Annotated in this window: 21 protein-coding genes and 1 tRNA gene; 8 read left to right on the top strand and 14 right to left on the bottom strand. The window is 55.3% G+C overall.

Features of this window, described 5'->3' with window-relative positions:
- Positions 1-31: 31 nt before the first annotated feature.
- Positions 32-958 carry a LysR family transcriptional regulator gene (locus tag KSF73_11060; protein MBV1776250.1) on the bottom strand — a complete coding sequence of 309 codons (927 nt, stop codon included), beginning with the start codon at positions 956-958 and terminating at the stop codon, positions 32-34.
- 97 nt (positions 959-1,055) lie between these two features.
- Here KSF73_11060 and KSF73_11055 point away from each other — a divergent pair, with 97 nt between their 5' ends.
- Positions 1,056-1,619: a GNAT family N-acetyltransferase gene (locus KSF73_11055; GenBank protein MBV1776249.1), complete on the top strand. Its 564-nt coding sequence runs from the start codon at positions 1,056-1,058 to the stop codon at positions 1,617-1,619.
- Here KSF73_11055 and KSF73_11050 read toward each other — a convergent pair.
- Genes KSF73_11050 through moaA form a run of 5 tightly spaced genes read right to left on the bottom strand, consistent with a single transcriptional unit; the run spans position 1,580 to position 5,183 of the window.
- Positions 1,580-2,185: a molybdenum cofactor guanylyltransferase gene (locus tag KSF73_11050; protein MBV1776248.1), complete on the bottom strand. Its 606-nt coding sequence runs from the start codon at positions 2,183-2,185 to the stop codon at positions 1,580-1,582. The genes KSF73_11055 and KSF73_11050 overlap by 40 nt on opposite strands.
- Complete coding sequence (locus tag KSF73_11045; GenBank protein ID MBV1776247.1) at positions 2,172-2,660, bottom strand: molybdenum cofactor biosynthesis protein MoaE; 489 nt, start codon at positions 2,658-2,660, stop codon at positions 2,172-2,174. Before KSF73_11045 ends, KSF73_11050 begins: the two co-directional genes overlap by 14 nt.
- A 1-nt stretch (position 2,661) precedes the next feature.
- Entirely contained in the window at positions 2,662-2,931 is a 270-nt protein-coding gene (locus KSF73_11040) for a MoaD/ThiS family protein (GenBank protein ID MBV1776246.1), read from the bottom strand.
- A complete protein-coding gene (locus KSF73_11035) occupies positions 2,928-4,142 on the bottom strand; it encodes a molybdopterin molybdotransferase MoeA (protein ID MBV1776245.1) in 1,215 nt (404 codons plus the stop codon). The genes KSF73_11040 and KSF73_11035 overlap by 4 nt, the downstream gene beginning before the upstream one ends.
- A gap of 27 nt (positions 4,143-4,169) precedes the next feature.
- Complete coding sequence (gene moaA / locus KSF73_11030; protein ID MBV1776244.1) at positions 4,170-5,183, bottom strand: GTP 3',8-cyclase MoaA; 1,014 nt, start codon at positions 5,181-5,183, stop codon at positions 4,170-4,172.
- 110 nt (positions 5,184-5,293) lie between these two features.
- Here moaA and KSF73_11025 point away from each other — a divergent pair.
- Positions 5,294-5,369, top strand: a tRNA-Thr gene (locus tag KSF73_11025).
- 138 nt (positions 5,370-5,507) lie between these two features.
- On the opposite strand, the gene KSF73_11020 is transcribed toward KSF73_11025, so the two are convergent.
- From KSF73_11020 to KSF73_10995, 6 genes are all read right to left on the bottom strand, one after another.
- The gene (locus tag KSF73_11020; protein MBV1776243.1) at positions 5,508-5,990 is read right to left on the bottom strand and encodes a GNAT family N-acetyltransferase; all 483 of its coding nucleotides are present in this window, start codon (positions 5,988-5,990) and stop codon (positions 5,508-5,510) included.
- Complete coding sequence (locus KSF73_11015) at positions 5,987-8,320, bottom strand: heavy metal translocating P-type ATPase (protein MBV1776242.1); 2,334 nt, start codon at positions 8,318-8,320, stop codon at positions 5,987-5,989. The genes KSF73_11020 and KSF73_11015 overlap by 4 nt, the downstream gene beginning before the upstream one ends.
- Before the next feature lie 147 nt (positions 8,321-8,467).
- On the bottom strand, positions 8,468-9,724 hold the full coding sequence (gene rho, locus KSF73_11010) for a transcription termination factor Rho (GenBank protein ID MBV1776241.1): 1,257 nt from the start codon (positions 9,722-9,724) through the stop codon (positions 8,468-8,470).
- A 242-nt stretch (positions 9,725-9,966) separates the two neighbouring features.
- Positions 9,967-10,296 (bottom strand): thioredoxin TrxA, encoded by a 330-nt coding sequence (gene trxA / locus KSF73_11005; GenBank protein MBV1776240.1) that lies wholly within the window; start codon positions 10,294-10,296, stop codon positions 9,967-9,969.
- A gap of 146 nt (positions 10,297-10,442) precedes the next feature.
- Positions 10,443-11,807 carry a DNA repair protein RadA gene (gene radA / locus KSF73_11000; GenBank protein MBV1776239.1) on the bottom strand — a complete coding sequence of 455 codons (1,365 nt, stop codon included), beginning with the start codon at positions 11,805-11,807 and terminating at the stop codon, positions 10,443-10,445.
- A gap of 8 nt (positions 11,808-11,815) precedes the next feature.
- Positions 11,816-12,364 (bottom strand): D-alanyl-D-alanine carboxypeptidase family protein, encoded by a 549-nt coding sequence (locus tag KSF73_10995; GenBank protein ID MBV1776238.1) that lies wholly within the window; start codon positions 12,362-12,364, stop codon positions 11,816-11,818.
- Positions 12,365-12,580: 216 nt separating this feature from the next.
- Here KSF73_10995 and KSF73_10990 point away from each other — a divergent pair, with 216 nt between their 5' ends.
- Positions 12,581-14,014 (top strand): PLP-dependent aminotransferase family protein, encoded by a 1,434-nt coding sequence (locus tag KSF73_10990; GenBank protein MBV1776237.1) that lies wholly within the window; start codon positions 12,581-12,583, stop codon positions 14,012-14,014.
- A gap of 84 nt (positions 14,015-14,098) precedes the next feature.
- Here KSF73_10990 and KSF73_10985 read toward each other — a convergent pair whose 3' ends face one another.
- Positions 14,099-15,088: a succinylglutamate desuccinylase/aspartoacylase family protein gene (locus tag KSF73_10985; GenBank protein ID MBV1776236.1), complete on the bottom strand. Its 990-nt coding sequence runs from the start codon at positions 15,086-15,088 to the stop codon at positions 14,099-14,101.
- Entirely contained in the window at positions 15,088-16,803 is a 1,716-nt protein-coding gene (gene argS / locus KSF73_10980; protein ID MBV1776235.1) for an arginine--tRNA ligase, read from the bottom strand. The genes KSF73_10985 and argS overlap by 1 nt, the downstream gene beginning before the upstream one ends.
- 243 nt (positions 16,804-17,046) lie before the next feature.
- On the opposite strand from argS, the gene KSF73_10975 reads away from it, so the two are divergent.
- From KSF73_10975 to KSF73_10955, 5 genes are all read left to right on the top strand, one after another.
- Positions 17,047-19,029, top strand: coding sequence for an oligopeptide transporter, OPT family (locus tag KSF73_10975; protein MBV1776234.1), 1,983 nt, complete (start codon positions 17,047-17,049; stop codon positions 19,027-19,029).
- A 174-nt stretch (positions 19,030-19,203) separates the two neighbouring features.
- On the top strand, positions 19,204-19,692 hold the full coding sequence (locus KSF73_10970; GenBank protein ID MBV1776233.1) for a hypothetical protein: 489 nt from the start codon (positions 19,204-19,206) through the stop codon (positions 19,690-19,692).
- The gene (locus KSF73_10965) at positions 19,689-20,462 is read left to right on the top strand and encodes a hypothetical protein (GenBank protein MBV1776232.1); all 774 of its coding nucleotides are present in this window, start codon (positions 19,689-19,691) and stop codon (positions 20,460-20,462) included. Before KSF73_10970 ends, KSF73_10965 begins: the two co-directional genes overlap by 4 nt.
- Positions 20,463-20,835: 373 nt before the next feature.
- Positions 20,836-21,279: a hypothetical protein gene (locus KSF73_10960; protein ID MBV1776231.1), complete on the top strand. Its 444-nt coding sequence runs from the start codon at positions 20,836-20,838 to the stop codon at positions 21,277-21,279.
- 87 nt (positions 21,280-21,366) lie between these two features.
- A complete protein-coding gene (locus KSF73_10955; protein MBV1776230.1) occupies positions 21,367-21,507 on the top strand; it encodes a hypothetical protein in 141 nt (46 codons plus the stop codon).
- Positions 21,508-21,853 lie beyond the last annotated feature (346 nt).

Here is a 21,853-nt window from a genome sequence, read left to right as displayed (position 1 = left end):
TTGCTGATTCGTAAGGAAGATGCTTGACGAATCAAGCCAGCAATCTTGCCGCCCCTAATGCCTGAATGCGATCCGACCACTGCTGGCCGATTCGGCTGACCGTTTCCAGTAGCAGATCGCGAGCGGCATCCTGACGCTTGCCACTACGTGAAGCCACCATGACTTCCCACGGCCAGTCTGGTAGATCAACAATTGGCAATACACATAACGTGCCGGACTCAAGTTCATCAAGCGCCGCGATTACAGGCATGAAGACAATAAACCCATGCTTAAGCGCCAGTTCTTTTGCGGTTGTAGCAGGCTGATTGGCATGAATGGGGTGCGCAACAGTGCGATGCTGGCGAATGAGTGAAATGAGTTGTTCTGCTTCGGGTCCCCACCACTGAGGCGATAAGGTTTCGTTAGCAATGTCCGCAATACGGCACCCCTGATGTGCCAGTAAGGGATGATCGTGCCTGACCACTGCCCGTACCGGCGAGCGCGCAACTACGTTGAGCTGCAATCCGGTAATGGATGGCCGGTTCAGTACAAAGGCCAGCTTTAAACGACCACTGAGTACACGTTCCATCAACTCGGCGGAGTGATCAGTGTGGCAGAAGAGTTCGACCGGTGCATTGGCCAGTTCGGCTACCAGCGGGCTAAAGACCAGCGTTGCCAGCGAGGGAGGGCAGCCCACCCGTGCCTCGGGGATGGGGGGCGCGCCGGTGAGCGATTGCCTGGCATGCTCCAGCGCATTCAATGCGATATTGACTGCTTGCAGATATTGCTGGCAGGCAGGCGTTGCGACGGCTCCGCGCCGGTGCCGAAAAAAGAGCTGAATGCCGAGTTCATCCTCTAGTACGCCAATGCGCTGACTAACCTGAGGTTGTGACAGACGCAATGCGGCTGCAGCCTGACTGAAACTGCCACGATTGGCAACTTCACGCAGCAACGCTAGGTCGGCTAGTGAGATAGACATTATGGATCCTTATAATAACTATACAAATATAGCTGCTTTCATTATAGCTTGGAGCATAGCACAATCCGCTTACTCCCAAACAACGCGGATTGCCGTCATGATCATCCAGTTGCCCACCCGACATAGCGTTTCCTCCATGCAGTTTGCAGCAAGTGGCGTGAGTCTGCGCAAGCCGGAAGCGCGCGATACTAGGGCACTGTTTGATCTGCTCGCTGACGAGCGTAATCAGCGATTTAATGCAGCAGGTGCCTTGCGTGAATTTTCTGCGGCAGAACTTCTGATGGCGCGCTGGCAGGTACAATGGGCCGTGCATGGCTTTGGTGTATGGGTCGTCGAATCACTTCTGGAGCCGGGCAAGGTGATCGGATTTGGTGGATTAACACTGGATGCAAGCGGTCAGGCGGCGCGATTGACGATTCGTTTGGCGCATGATGAGTCTGTTACCGATATCGTCACTACGATTGCCAAGGCCTCAAGGGCAATCGCACAGTCATTGCCACTGACCACAGTAGAGGCGCATATCCATGCAGCCGATGCCGTTACCCGTAGCGGGCTGGAACAGGCCGGGATGGGCGTTGCGCGTCAGCAGGCTGATGCGCTGACACGGGTAAGCAAGCACGTTTATGTATTGTCGCTCAGAGATGACGCGTTAGCGGCTTGAGCCACCGCGTAGTCTAGTGTTCGCGCGATATCCTCGGGTGCATTGAGGTTGCACCAGTCAACGGTCATTGGCACAGTAGCGGCTTCGCACTCGTGTTGCCATGCCCGTACGCGATAGCGCCCGCAATCGAGGGCAGCAGTCAGCGTATTCAAGGTAGATTGATGAAGCAAGCAGGGAAGGGGATGGTAGGCTGCATGCCTGACCCTGGCTGTTGTGTCGACTTTGGCAAGTTGTTCGATCATGTCGTCCGGAATATCCGGACAGTCACAGGGTAGCGCAAACAGCCAGTCCGAGGATGCGGCATGCAAACCGGCTTCGATTCCCGCCAGTGGACCGGGGTTGCCGGCACGCAAGTCGGTCAGGATGGGCAGGCCAAGTGATTCGTAACGCGGTAAGGTGCGATTGGCAGAAATCAGGATGCGCGCAGGCTGCAGCGATTGCCGCTTCAAGCTCGCGATACAGCGCTCTACCAGCGGTATGCCTTCTACCTCTAGCCAGCCTTTGTCGATCCCGCCCATACGGCTTCCGAGCCCGCCGCATAGGATCAAAGCATCAATCGTGGTCATGAATCTGCCAGTGTGTTTTCAGCGCGTGTTCCCATCGTTGCAGTGCGTCCTGATCACTTTGGCGCGCCTCTACCCAATGTGAGCCAGCCTGCGTCGTTTCCTTCTTCCAGAATGGAGCATCCTTCTTAAGATAGTCCATCAGAAAGCTGCACGCAGCTAAAGCATCGTGACGATGTGCGCTTGCAGTAGCCACCAGAACAATCCGCTGACCCGGCATGAGCTTGCCTATGCGATGAATGATGGTGATGCCTTGAAGCGGCCAGCTCGTTGCGGCCTGCCAGGCCATCCGCTCAAGCGCTTTCTCCGTCATGCCCGGATAATGCTCCAGTTCAAGGGATATCAGATCACCCTCGCTATCACGCACCCGGCCGATAAACGTTGCCTGCGCGCCGGATGCTTGATGAGATAGTTCATCCAATGCCGAGTCTACACTGAAGTCTTCTGCTTGCACGCGGACATGAATCTTGCAGCGCATTTCATCCTCCCGTGACCGGCGGGAAGAGGGCAATTTCGTCACCCTCCTTCAATGTGCAGTCGCCACTCGTGTGCATTTCCTGATTGATGGCAATTCGGACAATGCGATGTCCGGACAGCTCGTCTGCCCACACCCCGCCACGCGCGTGCAATAGATCAAACAATGCGGCAAGTGTTGGTTCCTGCAGCGATACGGCTTCCTGTGACCTTGCAAAGGTTTCCCGAAGCCGAGCGAAATAGCGCAGCTGGACGGTGATGATGGACGGCGTCATATACGCGTCCCCCCATTCAGGAGCGATTGAGTGGACCAGAATGTCACATTTTCGCCCCGACGAATCGGCGTAGAAGGGGGAACCTCGATCAGACCATCACCCCATGCAAGGGCAACCATGGCTGCAGAGCCTTGATTGCCATGAATGCGTGCTTGGACGTGCCCGGAGTCATCCAGTGCGAGTTGCGCCCGCAGAAATTCACGACGCTTGTCTGCTTTTAACCAGTCAAAGTCTGCGATTACCTTTAAGGGCTGAGGTTGTGCATGGCTTTGACCCTGATAGAGACGAATATAGGGAGCTGCGCACAGTAGACAGGTTACAAATGCGGAAACGGGATTGCCGGGCAGACCAATAAAGGGTGTAGCTGCGACCCGCCCGAAGGCGAGCGGTTTGCCGGGTTTCATGGCGATTTTCCAGAGATGCAGTTCACCTAGCGCGTCAATTGCAGCCTTGACGTGATCTTCCTCTCCCACCGATACACCGCCACTGCTGATAATCAGGTCGTAGGCAGATGCTGCGGCAGACAGCGCGGCGCGGGTGGCATCAGCATTGTCGGGGATGTTGTCCAGATCACTGACTTCTACACCCATCTGGGTCAGTAATGCATGCAAGCTATAACGATTGGTGTTGAATACGCTGGCTTCGTGGGTGGCTTCGCCCGGTTCGACCAGTTCGTCACCCGTTGAAAGCAAGGCCACCTTCAATTTGCGGAACACGCTGATCTGCGGGATACCGACCGAGGCGAGCAAGCCTATATGTGCGGCGGTGAGACGTGTTCCTCGGGAAAGAATAGTGGAGCCTGACGCAATATCTTCCCCTTTGCGGCGTATATGCTGCCCCGGGCGAGGTGACTTAAGTACGCGAACGCCATCCGAATGTGACTCCGTATCCTCCTGCATCACAACAGCAAGCGTCCCTTCAGGCACGGGCGCACCCGTAAAAATGCGAGCCGCCGAATCGGGTGGGAGCTGGCTGCCCGATTGCCCCGCTGCAATGCGTCCATGCAGCGGCAGGAGTGTGTCGCCGGGTGCGAGAGTTGAAAGCGCATAGCCATCCATCGCGCTTTGATCAAAGGCCGGAACATTTACAGGTGAGTGAATATCGACGGCGCATATGCGACCTGCTGCAGATTTCAGATCAACCTGTTCAGTATCCTGAACGGGTTGGGCTGCAGCCAGAAGTTGGTTTATTGCATCGTACAGGTCTAACACAGCGTACTCCGTTGGGTGCGGGAGGCGTTAGCCTCCGGTCATGGACATGAATCGCACCAATTTGGCGGGTTGTTCGGTAAATTCGTGGCGCTCGGGCTTCAGTAGAATGGCGCCGCGAATGGCGTTTTCAAGATCAGTATCAGATGCGCCCGCTCGAAGCAGGGGGCGTAATTCCAGCTTGTCCTCCTGGCCGAGGCATAAGTACAGCGTGCCATCAGCAGACAACCGTACTCGATTGCAGGTCGCGCAGAAGTGCTGTGAAATCGGCGTGATAAATCCAATGGAGGCCAGACCATCCTCACTCTGCCAGTAGCGTGCGGGGCCGCCACCGAGCTCATTCGCGGATGGGGTAAGCTTGAATTGCTCGGCCAGATGTCGGCGGATTGCGTCGAGTGCCACGGTTGAGGTCTGGCGGCCTGTATCACCCATTGGCATGGTCTCAATCAGGCGTAGATGAAACCCGCGTTCAATTGCAAATGCAGCCATGCGTTCAATATCTGCTTCATTGATACCCGGCATTACCACCATATTCAGTTTGATCGGATGGAACCCCGCCTCCTGGGCGGCCTGAAGCCCTTGCAGGACATCTTCAAGGCAATCTCGGCCGGTAATCCGCTTTACGCAGTCAGGATCAAGCGAATCCAGGCTGACATTCAGCCGTTTGATGCCTGATGCGTAGAGTTGTACCGCATGACGATCGAGCTGGGTGCCATTGGTGGTGAGGGAAAGATCACTCAGCCCCTCAAGTGCCGACAGCTGACTGGCAAGCTGATGCAGATTCCGTCGCAGCAACGGTTCTCCACCCGTCAATCGCACCCGGCGTGTCCCGAGTCGAACAAAGGCGGCGACGACGCGCGTGATTTCGTCGAAGGTAAGCCATTCTAATGGTTCGACAAAGTCATTGAATCCTTTTGGAAGGCAATAACTGCAGCGCAGATCGCAGCGATCGGTCACCGACACGCGCAGATAGTCAATGCGGCGACCAAATGCATCAAGCAGTGTCGAGGGGGACGAGAGGGATTGGAATGCAGCGGCAGTCATCCGCTTATTGTGCGGCAAAGTGCATAAACCGACCAGTATCCAATGCGTGGTTTCCATATTGCATACAGTTGCAAGGCCGGCGCCTGCTTCGTATAATTCGCCTCCTTGATGCCGGTGTAGCTCAGTTGGTAGAGCAGCGCATTCGTAATGCGAAGGTCGTAGGTTCGACTCCTATCTCCGGCACCAAGTTTCCAGTCTTTATGCGGCTTTCAGGGCTACGCGCCCTGGTTGTCCGAGCATTCTCATGTCGTATCATCGCAACTGACAGCTTGATTAGCCGCAACGCTGTCAAAGCTATGCGTCTACCTTGCAACTCGCTGGACGTCAGCATTCAATTCGCGTCCGTTCGTAAAATCCAAACTCGCCAGATACACGAAGCAGTTTGAAGCCATTGGCAACAAAACAGCGCTCACTCGCAGGATTCGATTGCTTGATGATGGCTGTCAGGCGTGATGGCCGTAACAGGCTAAATTGACGTATGCATTCAGCCAAAAGGGGAATCGCAAATCCCTGACCTCGGCACGCCGGATTAATATTGATCGATACTTCGGCGGATAATTGATCTGGGCTGAGATCAAAGCGACACATACCCACTTTCTGACCATCTGCCAGTTCGACCACGAACATGAAACGATCGTTCCGACTGAGTGAGTCTGCAAACCAGTGCTGATGTCTTTCCCATGGCACCATCTCCGTCGTGACCGACATGGCGCGCGTATCCGGATCGTTACGCCAGCGCCAAATATCTTCACTGTCGATTGCTGAAGCGGGTCGGGCCATGAGGCTGGCGGAAGGGATCGCGCTCATGATTGACCGCCCGCCAGCTTCAAGCGAAGTGCATTTGTCATGACCGCAACACTAGAGAATGCCATGGCGCCACCTGCAATCATCGGGTTAAGTAAGCCGAATGCGGCCAAGGGAATGCCAATTACATTGAAGGCGAATGCCCAGAATAGGTTCTGCCGAATGATGTTGTAGCATTGCCGCGACAGTCGCAACGCGGTTGAAACAAGGGCCGGATCGTTGCCCATCAATGAGATGCCAGCTGCATGATTGGCAACATCGGTTCCACCCCCCATCGCGATGCCAATATCGGCAGCTGCCAGCGCAGGCGCATCGTTTACGCCATCGCCCACCATGGCAACATGCAGACCTGACTGCATCAGCTGCTGAATAAACGCGGCTTTGTCGCCTGGGCGGGCCCCTGCCTGTGTGTGCCGGATATCCAGTGCGCGCGCGACGGTAGCGACTGCAACAGGATGATCGCCCGATAGGAGATAGACTTGAATATTCGAGCGTTGGAGGTGCCTGATTGCGTCCTTTGCGGTATCGCGAATACTGTCCTCGAAGGTAATCAAGCCCAGGACACGCCGCTGTGTTTGATTGGCGAGCCATGCATGCGTGCCAATGGTCGAGTCGTCGGGAAGCGCTGGTACGGTGAGAACCGCGGAATGCATGAGCGACTCATTCCCGAGTAGATAAACCTCGCTCGATACGTCGGCAGCAATCCCCATTCCTGCATGGCTTACAAAGTGAGTAGCCGGGGGAATGGCGCATCCGAGCGATGCAGCATATCTGATGACCGCATGTGCAAGCGGGTGTTCGCTTCCGGCCTGCAATGCGGCGGCAATGCTGACGATATCGGTACGCTCGCCCTGAATGGCTTGCACACTCGATACACTGGGCTGACCGAGTGTGAGCGTACCAGTTTTATCGAAAGCAACGGCATTGATTCGATGGGCTGTTTCCAGTGCCGCTGCGTCCCGGATCAAAATGCCGTGTTTGGCGGCTGTACCGGTCGCCACCATAATGGCAGCAGGCGTAGCGAGGCCCAGTGCGCATGGGCAGGCAATGACCAGAACCGAGACGGCTCGAATCAGCGCAGTCGGCCAGTCATGCAGAATCCACGCATTCGCCATCAGCGTCATCAGGGCAACAGCAAGCACTACCGGCACAAAGAATGCACTGATCTTATCCGCAAGACGCTGAATCGGTGCTTTGCTGGATTGCGCATGCTCTACCAGTCGGATAATGCCTGCCAGCATCGATTCTGCAGGCGCATGCAAAATCGTGGCAAGCAGCCTGCCTTCGCCATTGAGCGTGCCTGCTGCAATGCGGTCACCCGGCGTTCGTCGCACGGGCATACTTTCGCCTGTGAGCATGGACTCATCAATCGAACTGCATCCATCTACGATGCGGGCATCGGCAGCAATCCGTTCTCCCGGCCTGACCACCAGCAATTCACCCGGTACAACTTCATGCATGCTAATCGTCAGCTCCGCATCGTCGCGCAGGATGGTCAGTTTATCCGGCTGGAGAGAGGCCAGTTCGGAAAGCGCCTGTGTTGTTTGACGACGCGCGCGTCCCTCAAGCCATTTGCCAAGCAGGACGAGCGTAATGACTACGGAGGAGGATTCGAAGTACAGCCCCATTTCCTCGCCCTGAATGTACAAATACGTGCTCAATCCCCAAGCTGACGTCGTGCCGAGCGCGACGAGTACATCCATATTGGCGCCACCCGCCCGCAGACTCGCCCAGCCACTTTGGTAGAAGCGTCTGCCGGGTACAAACTGCACCAGACTGGCCAGCAGCATTTGCACCCAGCCCGGTAGCATCCAGTGAATGCCGAATACGTCAAAGGCCATGGCGCCCACCAGCGGCAGAGAGAGTGCCGCAGCAAGCATCAGCATAAAGGGAGCGCCTGCCGGAGCAGCCTGTCTTGCATTTGAGTCGTGAACGTGTGCGATCACGCCGATGCGTTTAAGTACGCGCACCCAATCACTGGCAGGGTGCGGCATCAATGAATCGATGGTGAGTGACGAAAAGCCTTGCTGAAACCGCACTGCCGCAACATCTGTCTGCTTGATAAGCTGCTGATGAATGCGTTCAGCTTCCTGAGGTAACAGGCTATTGGCGAGAGTGAGTGTGACCGAGTGTAGCCTAACCTCGAATCCGGCTTTGCGAACAGACGCTGGAATGTCGACAACCTGATCAGACTCGCAACGAATGCTGGCTTTGCCGGACGCAAAGTTAACAGATGCCTGTGCGATGCCCGGTGCCTTGTTGAGCACGCGTTCGAGTCGTGCTGCGCAGCTGGCGCAGGTCATGCCCTGAATATCGACAATGATTTCATTCATGGCTTCATGATGGCGCGAATTCGGGCTGACGTCCAATGGCTGTAGCGGCGATAGATGACTGCTGCTGACCCATATGAAAATGCCGCCCACTGGTGAGTGAGCGGCATCTCAAGAGAATCAGCCTTTAAGTCAGCCAGATGCGTCAGATTATCTGCGCATCGAGTCGAAAAAGTCGCCGTTGCTCTTGGTGGCCTTGATCTTGCCGTGCAGGAATTCCATCGCTTCCAGCTCGTCCATTGGGTAGAGCAACTTGCGCAACACCCAGATCTTCTGCAACTGGTCTTGTGGAATCAGCAGTTCTTCACGGCGGGTACCCGAACGATTGACGCTCATGGCAGGGTAGACACGCTTTTCAGCCAGACGGCGATCCAGATGGATTTCCGAATTGCCGGTACCCTTGAACTCTTCGTAAATCACATCATCCATACGGCTGCCGGTATCAACCAGTGCCGTCGCGATGATGGTAAGACTGCCGCCTTCTTCAATATTACGGGCGGCACCGAAGAAGCGCTTGGGCTTTTGCAGGGCATTGGCATCCACACCACCAGTCAGCACCTTGCCTGAAGCCGGTACGACAGTATTGTATGCACGTGCCAGACGGGTGATCGAGTCCAGCAGGATGACCACGTCTTTCTTGTGTTCAACCAGACGCTTGGCCTTTTCGATCACCATTTCTGCGACCTGTACATGACGTGCGGCAGGTTCGTCGAACGTGGATGCAACCACTTCGCCCTTCACGCTGCGCGTCATTTCGGTCACTTCTTCCGGACGCTCGTCGATCAGCAGCACAATGAGCATCACGTCGGGGTGATTGGCTTTGATGGCATGCGCGATATTCTGCAGCATCACGGTTTTACCGGATTTCGGCGGAGCCACGATCAAGCCGCGCTGACCCTTGCCGATCGGGGCAATCAGATCGATGATACGGCCAGTGATGTTTTCATCACCGCGGATATCGCGTTCGAGATGCAGGCGCTCATCAGGGAAGAGGGGCGTCAGATTTTCGAACAGGATCTTGTTTTTGGTGTTTTCTGGCGGTTCATGGTTAACCTTGTCAACCTTGACCAGGGCGAAGTAGCGCTCACCGTCCTTCGGTGTGCGAATTTCGCCTTCAATGGTATCGCCGGTGTGAAGGTTAAAGCGGCGAATCTGCGACGGGGAGACATAAATGTCATCCGGGCCGGCCAGATAACTGGTATCCGGGCTGCGCAGAAAGCCAAAACCATCGGGCAGCACTTCAAGGGTGCCATCACCAAAAATGCTTTCGCCTTTTTTGGCCTGGTTTTTGAGAAGTGCGAAGATCAAGTCCTGTTTACGCATCCGGTTGGCGCCGTCGAGCTCATTGGCAATCGCCATCTCGACGAGTTGGGATACGTGCAGGTGTTTAAGATCGGACAAATGCATGTGTGCAGGTTCTTTCCGAATGAAAGAATAGTAGAGGGCTGCAGTCTGGAATCAGAGTGAGTGGATTCAGGTAGAAGTCTTGGCGAAAAGCCACGTGATCACAAACCGCTTAGGGCCTGGAAGGATTGCCTGAACGGCGCACCTGAAGCAAGGTTAGACGCTTGAATGCGTAATGTCAATGGAATCAAGTGAGTCGCGCAACGATCTTGGTGTGTTGCGCGACACGAATGCGACAGAAATGATTACAGATTGCTGTCGATAAAGGCGGTCAATTGCGACTTGGACAAAGCGCCAACCTTGGTGGCGACGACGCTGCCATCCTTGAAAATCATCAGGGTTGGAATGCCGCGAATGCCGAATTTAGCAGGCGTAGCTTGGTTTTCGTCGATATTCAGCTTGGAAACCTTCAGCTTACCGTTGTATTCAGCTGCGACTTCGTCGAGGATCGGGGCGATCATCTTGCACGGACCACACCATTCAGCCCAGTAGTCGACCAGCACGGGGCCCGCAGCTTGCAGGATTTCCTGCTCAAAGGATGCGTCGGTAACGTGATGAATCAGATCGCTGCTCATGAAAATTATCTCCGTAAGGGGTTCCGGGCGAACTCGCGCCCCAATCGTCGCCATCCTAAACGAAACTGGGATTCACGAAAAGTAAAAGCCCATGAATCGTTTTAATCGGGGCGATAGTACCTTTTCCAGTTGGGGGCATGGTGGCATTATTCAAGGTCGCGCGGAGCCTGTATCGCTGCCTCCAGCCGTTCGACCGCAATGACTTCCATGCCGGGAATCGCCTGTTTAGGCGCATTGGCCTTGGGAATAATTGCCCGTGTAAAGCCGAGTTTTGCTGCTTCTTTCAGGCGTTCTTGACCGCGTTGCACAGGACGCACCTCACCCGCCAGACCCACTTCGCCGAAGACAACCAGTTTTTCAGGTAGCGGACGATTGCGCAAAGATGAGTGAATCGCCAGCAAAATAGCCAAGTCGGCCGCGGGCTCGTTGATGCGCACGCCACCCACTGCATTAATGAAAACGTCCTGATCAAAACAGGCAACGCCAGCATGCCGGTGCATGACGGCAAGCAGCATGGCCAGACGATTCTGCTCAAGGCCAACGGTCAGGCGTTTAACATTGGGGGCGTGCGCTTCATCCACCAGTGCCTGAATTTCCACCAAAAGCGGTCGGGTGCCTTCTTGTGTGACTAACACGCAGGCACCGGGAACGGGTTCTTCATGTTGCGAAAGGAACAGTGCGGAGGGATTTGTCACACCGCGCAGCCCGCGATCGGTCATGGCGAATACGCCGAGTTCATTTACGGCACCAAAGCGGTTTTTCTGTGCGCGAATCAGGCGGAAGCTCGAATGGGTATCGCCTTCGAAATAGAGCACGGCATCGACAATATGTTCCAGTACCCGTGGACCTGCCAGCGCACCTTCCTTGGTGACATGGCCGACAAGTAGCAGGGTGGTGCCGGTGGACTTGGCAAATCGGGTCAACTGCGCCGCACACTCACGCACCTGTGCGACCGAGCCGGGCGCGGATTGCATGTCGGCAGTGTATACAGTCTGGATGGAGTCGATCACGGCGACTTCTGGCTTTTCGCTATTGAGAGCCGCCAGAATCGATTGCAGTTCGATTTCCGCCAGCATGCTTATGCCGCTCGTATCGACAGACAGGCGTCTGGCTCGCAATGCTACCTGCTGGGCAGATTCTTCGCCGCTGACATAGAGCACTTTCCGCTGCGAGCCAATATGCGCCAGCGCCTGCAGCAACAGGGTGGATTTGCCAATACCCGGATCGCCACCGATCAGGACAACAGCACCCCTGACCAGTCCGCCGCCAAGCACGCGGTCAAGCTCGTCGGAACCAGTGGGCATGCGCGGCGCCTCTGTCGTCTCAACCGTATCGAGCTTTTGTATGCCGCCGCCAGCAGCAAGCGACTGGAATCGATTACCGGCGGGGCGGGTATCAACAACTGTTTCATTGAGTGTGTTCCACGCGGCGCAGCCGGGGCATTGGCCCTGCCATTTAGGGACGACTGCTCCGCACTCATTACAGGTGTACTGTGTCTTTTGTTTGGCCATGTTCTGCTTCAGGCTTGAGGGTGGTAGCACCAGTGCCAGGGTTCAAAGTCGATCTGATGCGGGTTGTTTCGCGGATAGGATTGCGTGAATCCAAACCGGCCGGCTTCGGTCAGTAACCAGCGATACGCATCTGACTGTTCGAATTCGGCTTCGAGTGCGGTGAAGCCGGGCGTACTGATATCCAGTGCGCGCCCGGTGTGATGTTCGCTGTACCCGGGCGCGGCCGATACTCGCAGGATGTCATCAATAGACTGGCCTGCGTCCAGCTTGCGGCGGATGAGGGCAGTTTGGTAGGCGATACTGCGAAATGCACTCACCAACTGCAGTTCGATTCCGTCAAGCTGCGCCTGCGCGCGCATGCCAAACCATGCGCTGGCCGCTTCCGGTGTAGCGAACTGATCGCGACCGAAGCAGTCCAAGCCCAGCGGAACAAGACTTTCGGCTTGCAAAAATGGCGTTAGGCGGCGCAATGAACCGTAGTCTGCCGGGATGCCGAGCAGTGCTAAATTCGTTGAAAGCGATGTGTTTTCGTGAAACATGCGTTGATCCGGAAGCATGCGAGTTGTACGATCCTGACGGATGCATTGTCCATGATCTGGTGCAGCTATCGAAGTAGTTTTTGCAGAATGTTTACCGATTATCGCATTTTGACCGGGCTTAATCTCGTGAGCCGTCAGTTCGTCGCACAGATCTCGTCAGTAGACAGACTTTGACGAAGAATGGCAGCGCTGGTTTTGGAATAACGTAGGTACGCTTCAACAGGGAATTCTGGCATGGTGGCATTCAAAATCGAAGCGGGTAGCTCGACTCCGCTCGTAGAGCAGATTGTTGCAGAAGTGAGCGCCCGGATCGCGGACAAAAGCTTGCGTGCAGGTTCGCGTTTGCCGTCTATTCGCAAGTTCGCCGTAGATCACGGCGTCTCGAAATTTACCGTTGTTGAAGCCTATGATCGGCTGGTGGCACGTGGACAGGTGCAAAGCCGCCCCGGTGCGGGATTTTTTGTGGCACAGCCAACCGAAGTGCGCAAGGCACTCAGCGAGGCGCGCGCAGAACAGCCGCTCAAGCGCGTACTGAGCAGCTTGTGGCTATTGCGCCAGGATGCTGGCTCGGATGAGTCCGAGCTGATCCGTGCCGGATGTGGCTGGCTCCCGCCAGAGTGGCTCCCGGAAGACGAAATCGGTCGAGCCCTGCGTGAGCTGACCCGCCGCCCCAATCATCGTCTGACACGTTATGGTGATCCGGCTGGATATTTGCCCCTGCGTCAATTGCTGTCTTTGCGATTGGCAGAAATCGGATTGAATCATCGTCCCGATCATATCGTTCTGACTGTAGGGGCGATGCACGCGATTGATCTGATCTCGCGTTATCTAGTTCGGGATGGCGATGTCGTTTTTGTCGATACGCCCGGATTTTTCAATGTATTCGCTAACCAGAAGCTGCACGGCTCCAAGCTCGTTGGCGTGCCTCGCACCAAGGAAGGCCCCGATCTGGATGAACTGGAAGCATTGCTGATTCAGCACCGCCCGAGACTGTTTATTACGCAAAGTGTCCTGCACAACCCCACAGGCACCAGCCTTAGCAAGCAAGTTGCAGAGGGCATTCTGGCCTTGGCTGAAAAATATGACTTCCTGATTGTTGAAGACGATTTGTATGGCGACTTTCAGTGCGGGCCAGGTGAGCGGCTGGCTGCACTGGACGAGCATGATCGCGTGATTTATATCGGCGGCTTCTCCAAGAGCCTGTCGGCCAATTTGCGCGTGGGTTTTATCGCTACGAGTGCGCAGCGTGCACAGGATCTGTGCGACCTGAAACTCGTAACCGGCATGAGCAGCCCCGAAGTATCCGAGCGCGTGGTGCATTCGATGCTGGTGGATGGCAGCTACCGCAAGCATGTCGAACGCGTGCAGGATCGCCTGCAGCTATGTGCCCGTCGCTATGTGCCGCGATTGGAAGCGCTGGGATTCCAGTTCTGGGCACCATATCAGGGCGGCATGTTTGTGTATGTGCGCCGCCCCGATATCTTTGATACCGCACCGCTGGCCAAGCTGGCGATGGAATCGGGCGTGATGCTGGCGCCGGGTGTGCTGTTTACGCCGGATAGTACAACCACGCCATGGCTGCGCCTGAATCTTGCCTATCTGGATAAGGAGCGGGTGTGGGATGTGCTGGAACACTGTATCAGTGCCGTGCAGATGGAAGCGGCCTGACGCACCGCATGGTAGGCAAATACTCAAGCAACAAGGCCGGCGAATGCCGACCTTGTTTCGTTTGCAGGACGCCAAACCTAACGATCAGGCAACCTGATCAAAGCGGCTACTTGGCTGCGCCAGATAGAACCATTCCTGACCCACGCCCGATTTAGTGTTCGGGAAAACGATATAGCCATCGTGTTCGGTGATCACCTGAGTGCCGTCGTGGCGCGTACCAATGATGTCACCCGCCTTGACCGGATCAAAGCTTGCCCAGGTGCGCGAGAAATGGTCATCCGGATGCAGGCGATCAACCACCTTGTACAGATTCAGTGCTTCGATCGGACGCACGCGCTCCGGTGCCGGTGCATTGATCAGGCCCAGATGTGCCAGCGTATTGCAGATGGCCTGATAAGCCACTTCCGGCGCATTCGGATCGTCGTGCTGGCCGCATTCAAGTGTCAGTGAGAAGCCGCCGTGTGCGCGCACATATTCGGTGGTGCCCATGCCGTAGCGCGGATCGGCATTCAGCTGCTCCATGCGGCTCGGGTTGTCGCCAAAGCGCTTGATCCGCTCTGCCACACCATCTGCGTAGGTCGCCAGCCAGCCATCGACGACGCGATGCACACCCAGACGCACGACCAGCGATTCTTCTTCATGACTCAACTTGAAGGCTTCGAGCACACCTTCGTTGTCATGCGGGCCGGCCATGGCAAAAGGCTGGCCGGGTGACTGGAAGGTGTGCAGATCGAGCAGTACGTCATGCTGCGCCAGAATCGGGCACAGCCAGTTGGCGACATGATCTTCGTAATCGTGCGGCGTATCGGTCGGTGCCAGATTGCGGTTGAGGTTGCGATCACCGGCGCGCTGCTTCAGTTGGTAAGCCTGCGGATTGGTGATCGGCACAAAGGTCACCGAGCCGCAAGTCAGCTGACGGGTACCGGCCTCGAATTCGGCAATGATGCGGCGAATCGCAATCGTGCCGGCGATTTCATTGCCATGCACGGCGCCCAGTACGATCAGTTTTTTGCCGGGATGCTGGCTGGCAAAGTGGATCGACTGGAAGTTGCGCGGAACGGGACGCTCGCTCATTACATGGACTCCATCACATCAATGCCCAGCAAGCCCAGGCCAGTTGAAAGGGTACGTGCGCTCAGTTCGGCCAGCTTCAGACGTGCACCATTGACCTTGCCATCGTGAATGACCGGGCAGGCTTCGTAGAAACGCGAGAAGGCCGTTGCCACGTTGTACAGATAGCCGCACAGCAGATGCGGCATGGATTCGCGGGCTACGCCATGTACGACATCGGCGAAGCGGGCCAGTTCCAGTGCCAGTGCGTGTTCGGTTGGCTCGGCCAGTGTCGCGGACTGATCCACTGGCAATTCGCCCACGCGGCGGAAGATCGAGCGCACGCGGGTGTAGGCGTATTGCAGGTAAGGTGCGGTATTGCCTTCGAAGCTGAGCATCGCATCCCAGTCGAAGATGTAATCGGTATTGCGGTTCTTGGAGAGATCGGCGTACTTCAGTGCGCCGATGCCCACCGAGCGGGCGATGCTGCGGCGCGTAGCTTCATCCTGATCCGGATTCTTGCTGCTCACCAGCTGGAAGGCGCGTTCGATGGCCTCGTCCAGTAAAAGACCAAGTTTAACTGCATCACCAGACTTAGTTTTAAGTGGCTTGCCATCCGGCCCCATGATGGTGCCGTGGGCGATGTGCTCGAATTGCGCGGATTCCGGCAGCCAGCCAGCTTTGCGGGCAGTACAGAAAAGCTGCTGGAAGTGCAGACCCTGACGGGCATCCACCACGTAGAGGCAGCGATCCAGCTTCAGCTCGCGGGTACGGAAACGCACAGCGCCGAGGTCGGTGGTAGCATAGAGGTAGCCGCCGCCTTGCTTTTGCACGATATAGGCCGCCGGTTCGCCTTCCTTGTTCTTGAATTCATCGAGGAAGACGACCTGCGCGCCCTGATCTTCGGTCAAGAGGCCCTTTTCGCGCAGCTCGTTTACCAGCACCGGCAGATCATCGTTGTAAAAGCTTTCGCCGCGCACGTCGCCATCATTCAGCTGCAGGCCCAGTTTCTGGTAGATCGCATTACAGTGGGTGAGCGAAATGGCCACGAACTGGCGCCACAGAGCCAGCACTTCTTCGTCGCCACTCTGCAGGCGCACTACGTACTGGCGGGCGGTATCGGCAAAAGCAGGATCTTCATCGAAGCGCACCTTGGATTTCTTGTAGAAGCTATCCAGATCGGACAGCTCGAAATCGGCCTCGCCCGACTTGCGCGATTCCACCATATAGGCCACCAGCATGCCGAACTGGGTACCCCAGTCGCCGACGTGGTTCTGGCGGATCACTTCCTCACCGAGGAATCCATGCACGCGCGCCAGCGCATCACCAATGATGCCGCCGCGCAGATGGCCGATATGCATTTCCTTGGCGAGGTTCACAGAGGAATATTCCACCATGACTTTGGCGGCAGGCAGTTGCGGCACCGCCAGCTTGTCGTCCTTCAGGGCGGCATCCAGATGGGCGGCCAGGAATGCATCATCCAGACGGATATTGATAAAGCCGGGACCGGCGATCTCCATGGAGCTGGCGATGCCCTTGAGATCGACGGCATCAATCACTTTCTGCGCCAGTTCACGCGGATTCAGCTTCAGCGCCTTGGCTGCACCCATCACCCCATTCATCTGGTAATCACCGAATTCCGGTCGGCCTGCCAGCTGCACGAGGGCCTGGGCATCGGGCGCACCGACGGTGGCGAGTGCGGCTTTGAAGCGGTCGTTCAGCAGGGCGAGAAGGGACATGGATGATTTCCTGAATGCGATGTCACAAATTAAAAGCCCCTCGCCGGGGAGGGGCTGTAGATTAGGCCTGATTTTACGTGGCAAGCGACATTGCGGCAATGTGGCAATGCTGCATTGCGGTGTGGTCAGAATGATACGGCTGTGTGGTGTATATGGGGCAGATGGGTCTGCACCGGTAAGATGGCGGACGTTGAAGGCCTGCAACCTGGCCAAAAAAGAACCAGAATCTACAAGGGAGTATCCATGTCCAATTTACCCGTGGACGCCGACCACAGCCGCGAACTGACCGTTCGCGGGCTGATCCTCGGTATCCTGATCACCCTCATTTTTACGGCGGCCAACGTCTATTTCGGGCTGAAAGCAGGTCTGACCTTTGCTACCTCCATCCCGGCTGCCGTCATTTCCATGGCCATTCTGCACTGGATGAAGGGCGCCACCATTCAGGAAAACAATATCGTGCAGACGGTTGCATCGGCTGCCGGTACCTTGTCTTCCATTATTTTCGTGCTCCCAGGCCTCGTGATGGTGGGCTGGTGGCAGGGCTTCCCGTACTGGGTATCGTTCGTAGTGTGCGCCATGGGCGGGGTGCTGGGGGTGATGTACTCCATCCCGTTGCGCCGCGCACTGGTTACCAACTCCGATCTGCCCTATCCCGAAGGCGTGGCCTGTGCCGAAGTGCTGAAGATCGGTGGTGGCGAGCATGTGGATGAAGCCACTGCCCGTGAAGGTAAGCATGGCCTGATGGCGGTGATGATCGGCTCGGCCGTCGCGGCCGGTTACGCGGTGCTGGTATCTACTCAGTTGTTTGCTGCCAATATCGCACGCTATTTTCGACTGGGTGACGAAAAGTCCGGTGCAACGGGCTTCGATTTCAGTCTGTCATTTGCCTTGCTGGCGGTGGGTCATCTGGTGGGTCTGTGGGTGGGTGTGGCGACCATTGTTGGCGCACTGATTGCATGGGGCGGCGCAGTGCCTTACCTGACTGCAGGCGTGGCTGGTGCTGCAGAAGCCGTGACGCATGATGCCTGGAGTCATAATGTCCGTTTTATCGGTGCAGGCGCCATTGGTGTCGCCGCTATCTGGACGTTGCTCAAGCTAGTTGAGCCTGTCGCCAGCGGTCTGAAATCCGCCATGGCTGCCAACAAGGTGCGCAAGGCGGGGCAGGGCGCCAGTCTGCCCCGAGTTGAGCGCGATATGCCGATTGGTATCGTGGGCTTGATTACCCTGCTGTGTCTGCTGCCGATTGGCTGGTTGCTGTACGATTTCAGCGTGCAGGCTGGCCTGGGTAACGAAGTGTCGATTCTGGTGGTGGGCGGCATTACCTATATCGTCTTGATGAGCTTTTTTGTCTCGGCAGTATGCGGCTATATGGCTGGACTGATTGGCTCGTCCAATAGCCCGCTGTCCGGCGTAGGAATTCTGGTGGTGATTGGCGCTGCGTTGCTGCTGGTGGCAGGCGTGAAGCCGCATCTGCCCGAGTCTGCCGGACAGGCGCTGGTAGCCTTTGCCCTGTTTGCCACGTCTGTGGTGTTTGCGGTTGCGACCATCGCCAACAATAATCTGCAGGATCTGAAAACTGGCGAACTGGTTGAAGCGACCCCGTGGCGTCAGCAATTGGCGCTCGTGATTGGCGTGGTGGCAGGTGCAGCTATTATTCCGCCGATTCTCGATCTGCTGAATCATGCGTATGGATTTACCGGCGCACCCGGTGCTGATCCGGCCCGGGCATTATCCGCTCCGCAAGCCGCGCTGATTTCCGCGTTGGCTCGCGGTGTGATTCAGAATAATTTGGACTGGAATCTGATCGGCATTGGTGCGGGTATTGGCGCCACAATTATTGTGGTGGATGCGTTGCTGCGTCGATTTACCAAGGCGAGTCTGCCGCCCTTGGCTGTTGGTTTGGGCATTTATTTGCCAACATCTACAACGCTGATGATCGCGATCGGTGCGATTATCGGCTGGATGTATGACAGCCGCGCCGAGCGCACCGCCAATGTGGAAGGCACCAAACAACTTGGTGTGCTGCTGGCTTCCGGCATGATTGTGGGTGAAAGCCTGATCGGGGTGATGCTGGCGGCACTGGTGGTGTTCTCCGGGAAAACTGCGCCTCTGGCTCTGGTGGGTGACGGTTTTGCATCCGCAGCTGTCTGGATTGGCGGTATTGCCTTTACTGCCGTTGTGGTCGCGGTGTATGGCTGGTTGAATAAGCTGTCGCCGAAGGTATAAGTGGTTGATGTAAATGAACAACCTGCTCCGGATGGGGCGGGTTGTTTTTGTATGATGGTGGGGTGATTTGTTGCCCCAGGCAGTGGAGACGGACCTCAATCCCGACGTTCTGACCTAAGTGGAATACCATTACTTACAAGCTGGAGTGGTGAAACCGAGCCAATCGAGACAACCTTGTTGATTAGTAGCTGGGACAAGCGAGGCGCATTCTTTGGATTGATAGGAAAGGATGCTGGAGTTGGTCACTATAATGCGATTGAGCCAGAATCAGCCATCGTATTACTGAACCAATTCCCTAAGAATCATTTACCTGTTGCAGATAATATGACGCTGTCTGCTTTTGATTCATTCAGAGAAGAGGGGCGATTGCCTGATCATAGCTACTTGGTAAATGTCCCCGACCGGGGGGCATTTGCAAGAAAAGCACTTGAAGAGCGCGGCAAAGAGAACTGGACGCCCATGGGTATATTCGGTACTCAGTGTACCGTGTCGGTATCGAAGAGTTTGTATGCCGGCGGCAGCTCCTCGGTGAATTGGTATCCATATCGATGGCCAGACTCGATGACACGACAACTTGAGTCACAGGCAAAGACACCCGGATCCGGAGTTACATATGCGAACCCTGATTTGGTCAGGTCAATCTATTTGGAGCGCTCGCAATGAGGATATTTGCTTACCTAGTGATGGGGTTCCTGATGATGGTACAGAGTGTACATGCGGATATTGGCGCACTGTTGGGTTCTGGGCGAAACGACTTGTGGGTTTTTGGAGTCGATGAAAACCGCTCAGATAGGAGTGTCAAGGTTCAATTAGAAGCTGTCAGTCTTCCTTTGGAAAACTGGAAATGGGTTGGACAACTTGACGCACGTAGCAATGGAAAAGTGCTGTATTCTGAACGACCGAGTGGCTGGAGGTGGAGGGAGGCGCCTTGGTCACAATTGGGCAGGCAGTTCTACTATCATCTGTCAAAGTATGATGATCACTCGGCTTTTTCATTTGATTGGGGGGTTAGTGCGGCTGCGGATGGTAGCATTATTTACAATGCCGCCATTCTAAGTTTCGACGATGGTAAGCTTGTGCTCATTCCAGATGGATTGAAGGTCGCAAGGGTGCGCTACGGCTTGAGTGAGTCCCAAGACTTCGTCGGAATGGTCGATAATAAGATATTCTTCTATGACCATGAGAAACCAAGTGAATTGTTCTTTTTTGATCAATCTCAGCCAAAATCTCTATTCAGGATGAATGTCCCAGTTAACAAGTTTTGGTCGTCTAGCTGGAAAGTGGAACAGGTGGAACAAGTATTTAATGGTGGATCAGTTGAAGAAATAACTGCACAAATTCGTGTCAAGAATACAGCATGGTTTTCAGCCAAACCGAGAAGGGACTTTGCGGGTATTGTCCTGAATCTAAAGACGGCGGTTCCTGTAAACTAGCGCCCCAAGCAGTGGAGCTTCATCTGGTTCGCCTGATCCTGATGACAAAAATAACTCAGGGCGCAATAACACTCGTGTAAACGAGAAATGGCATGAAGGTAGCCATGAAACATCTGAGGACTCGTTAAAGCAGCATTTTGACAAGCACGGCAAAGAGGTTGGTGCAAGTTCAGAGGAGCAATATTTACGCAAAGCTGAGGAGTTCTCGAAAAATCTTCGCGGTGCGGAGAAGCGTAATGTCAATGGCGCCACCGAGAATGTGACCCGTTACATCAAAAACGGGAAATACATTGATATTGCCCCGGATGGACGGATAATCTCATTTGGAGCCAGATAAGAAGTCGATTCGACATTAAAATTTTTGAGGCGTGATATGAAGATTGATTTTCGCCTAAAGACGAAAGATCAAGTAAGCCGTGGGCTAATAATGGAGCTGATTCCGGGGACGAAGATCGATTCTTTGGCCCGGAGCTCCGCCATCTATATCGATGAAGAGGCGTTTGGATTTGTGGGGCTCTGCATTAGTAAGTGCTGGCCTGCATATTCAAAATATGGGCATTGGGGCGAAAGTGAAATACCAGTTTCGGTATGGAAGGATATTGTGAGTACGCTTTCATTGTTAAGGAGAAATCTTCTTTCGGCAAAAAATCCCGGCGACGTCGAGGGACTTGGATTTATTTTTGATGAAATAAAGGCCGAGTTTGACCGAGAATTCGAGCGAATGAGGATGGAAATCGTATCGATGATCGATGAGCTAATTGATTGGGTTAACGACAAAGTTTCATGCTGCACATGTATTACGATTATCGGTGTGTAATAGACTGGTAGTGTGTAAAGCCCGCCCATTACATGGCCGGGTGAATGATTTGGGGCTGGCCGGCATTAAATTCCCCATGGAGACCACATGAACGGATACATCACCCTCCAAGACCTGAAGCGCACCGCCAAACACAGCCTGCGCCTCTACTTCGCCCCGCTGACCGGTGCCATCCGTGGAATCGTGCGGGAATATCGCCTGATTGAACGCGAGGCGCGCAAGGGGTAGGTGATTCAGGCGAGATTAGTGCCGGGTTTGGCGGTGATCTTGAAGGCTTTGGGGGCTGTTCGGATTCCGACATGGCGCAGGGGAGTAGTCCCCTTTTTTGAGGCTTTTGCATCCGGTTCACTTAAGCGCGAAGGACAGATTAGCTGATAGGCTTCATCCGTTGCGTGTCCGCATATCACCCTCTTTGCGGATGAAGGGAAGTGCGAGGTATAATCGAAACATGCAGCATGCACACAAGGATACCCGGATGGCCTCGCTTAACTCACTGGACCCGGCAGAGCTGATGCCCTTGCCTGAAGTACCGGAGAGCTATGGTCCTCGCAATGAAGAGGATCGGGAGGTGTAC

The sequence above is a fragment of the Burkholderiaceae bacterium DAT-1 genome, from assembly GCA_019084025.1.
Lineage (GTDB): Bacteria > Pseudomonadota > Gammaproteobacteria > Burkholderiales > Chitinimonadaceae > DAT-1.
The sequence above is the reverse complement of the archived record's forward strand: the minus strand, read 5'-3'. Positions and strand labels throughout refer to the sequence as shown.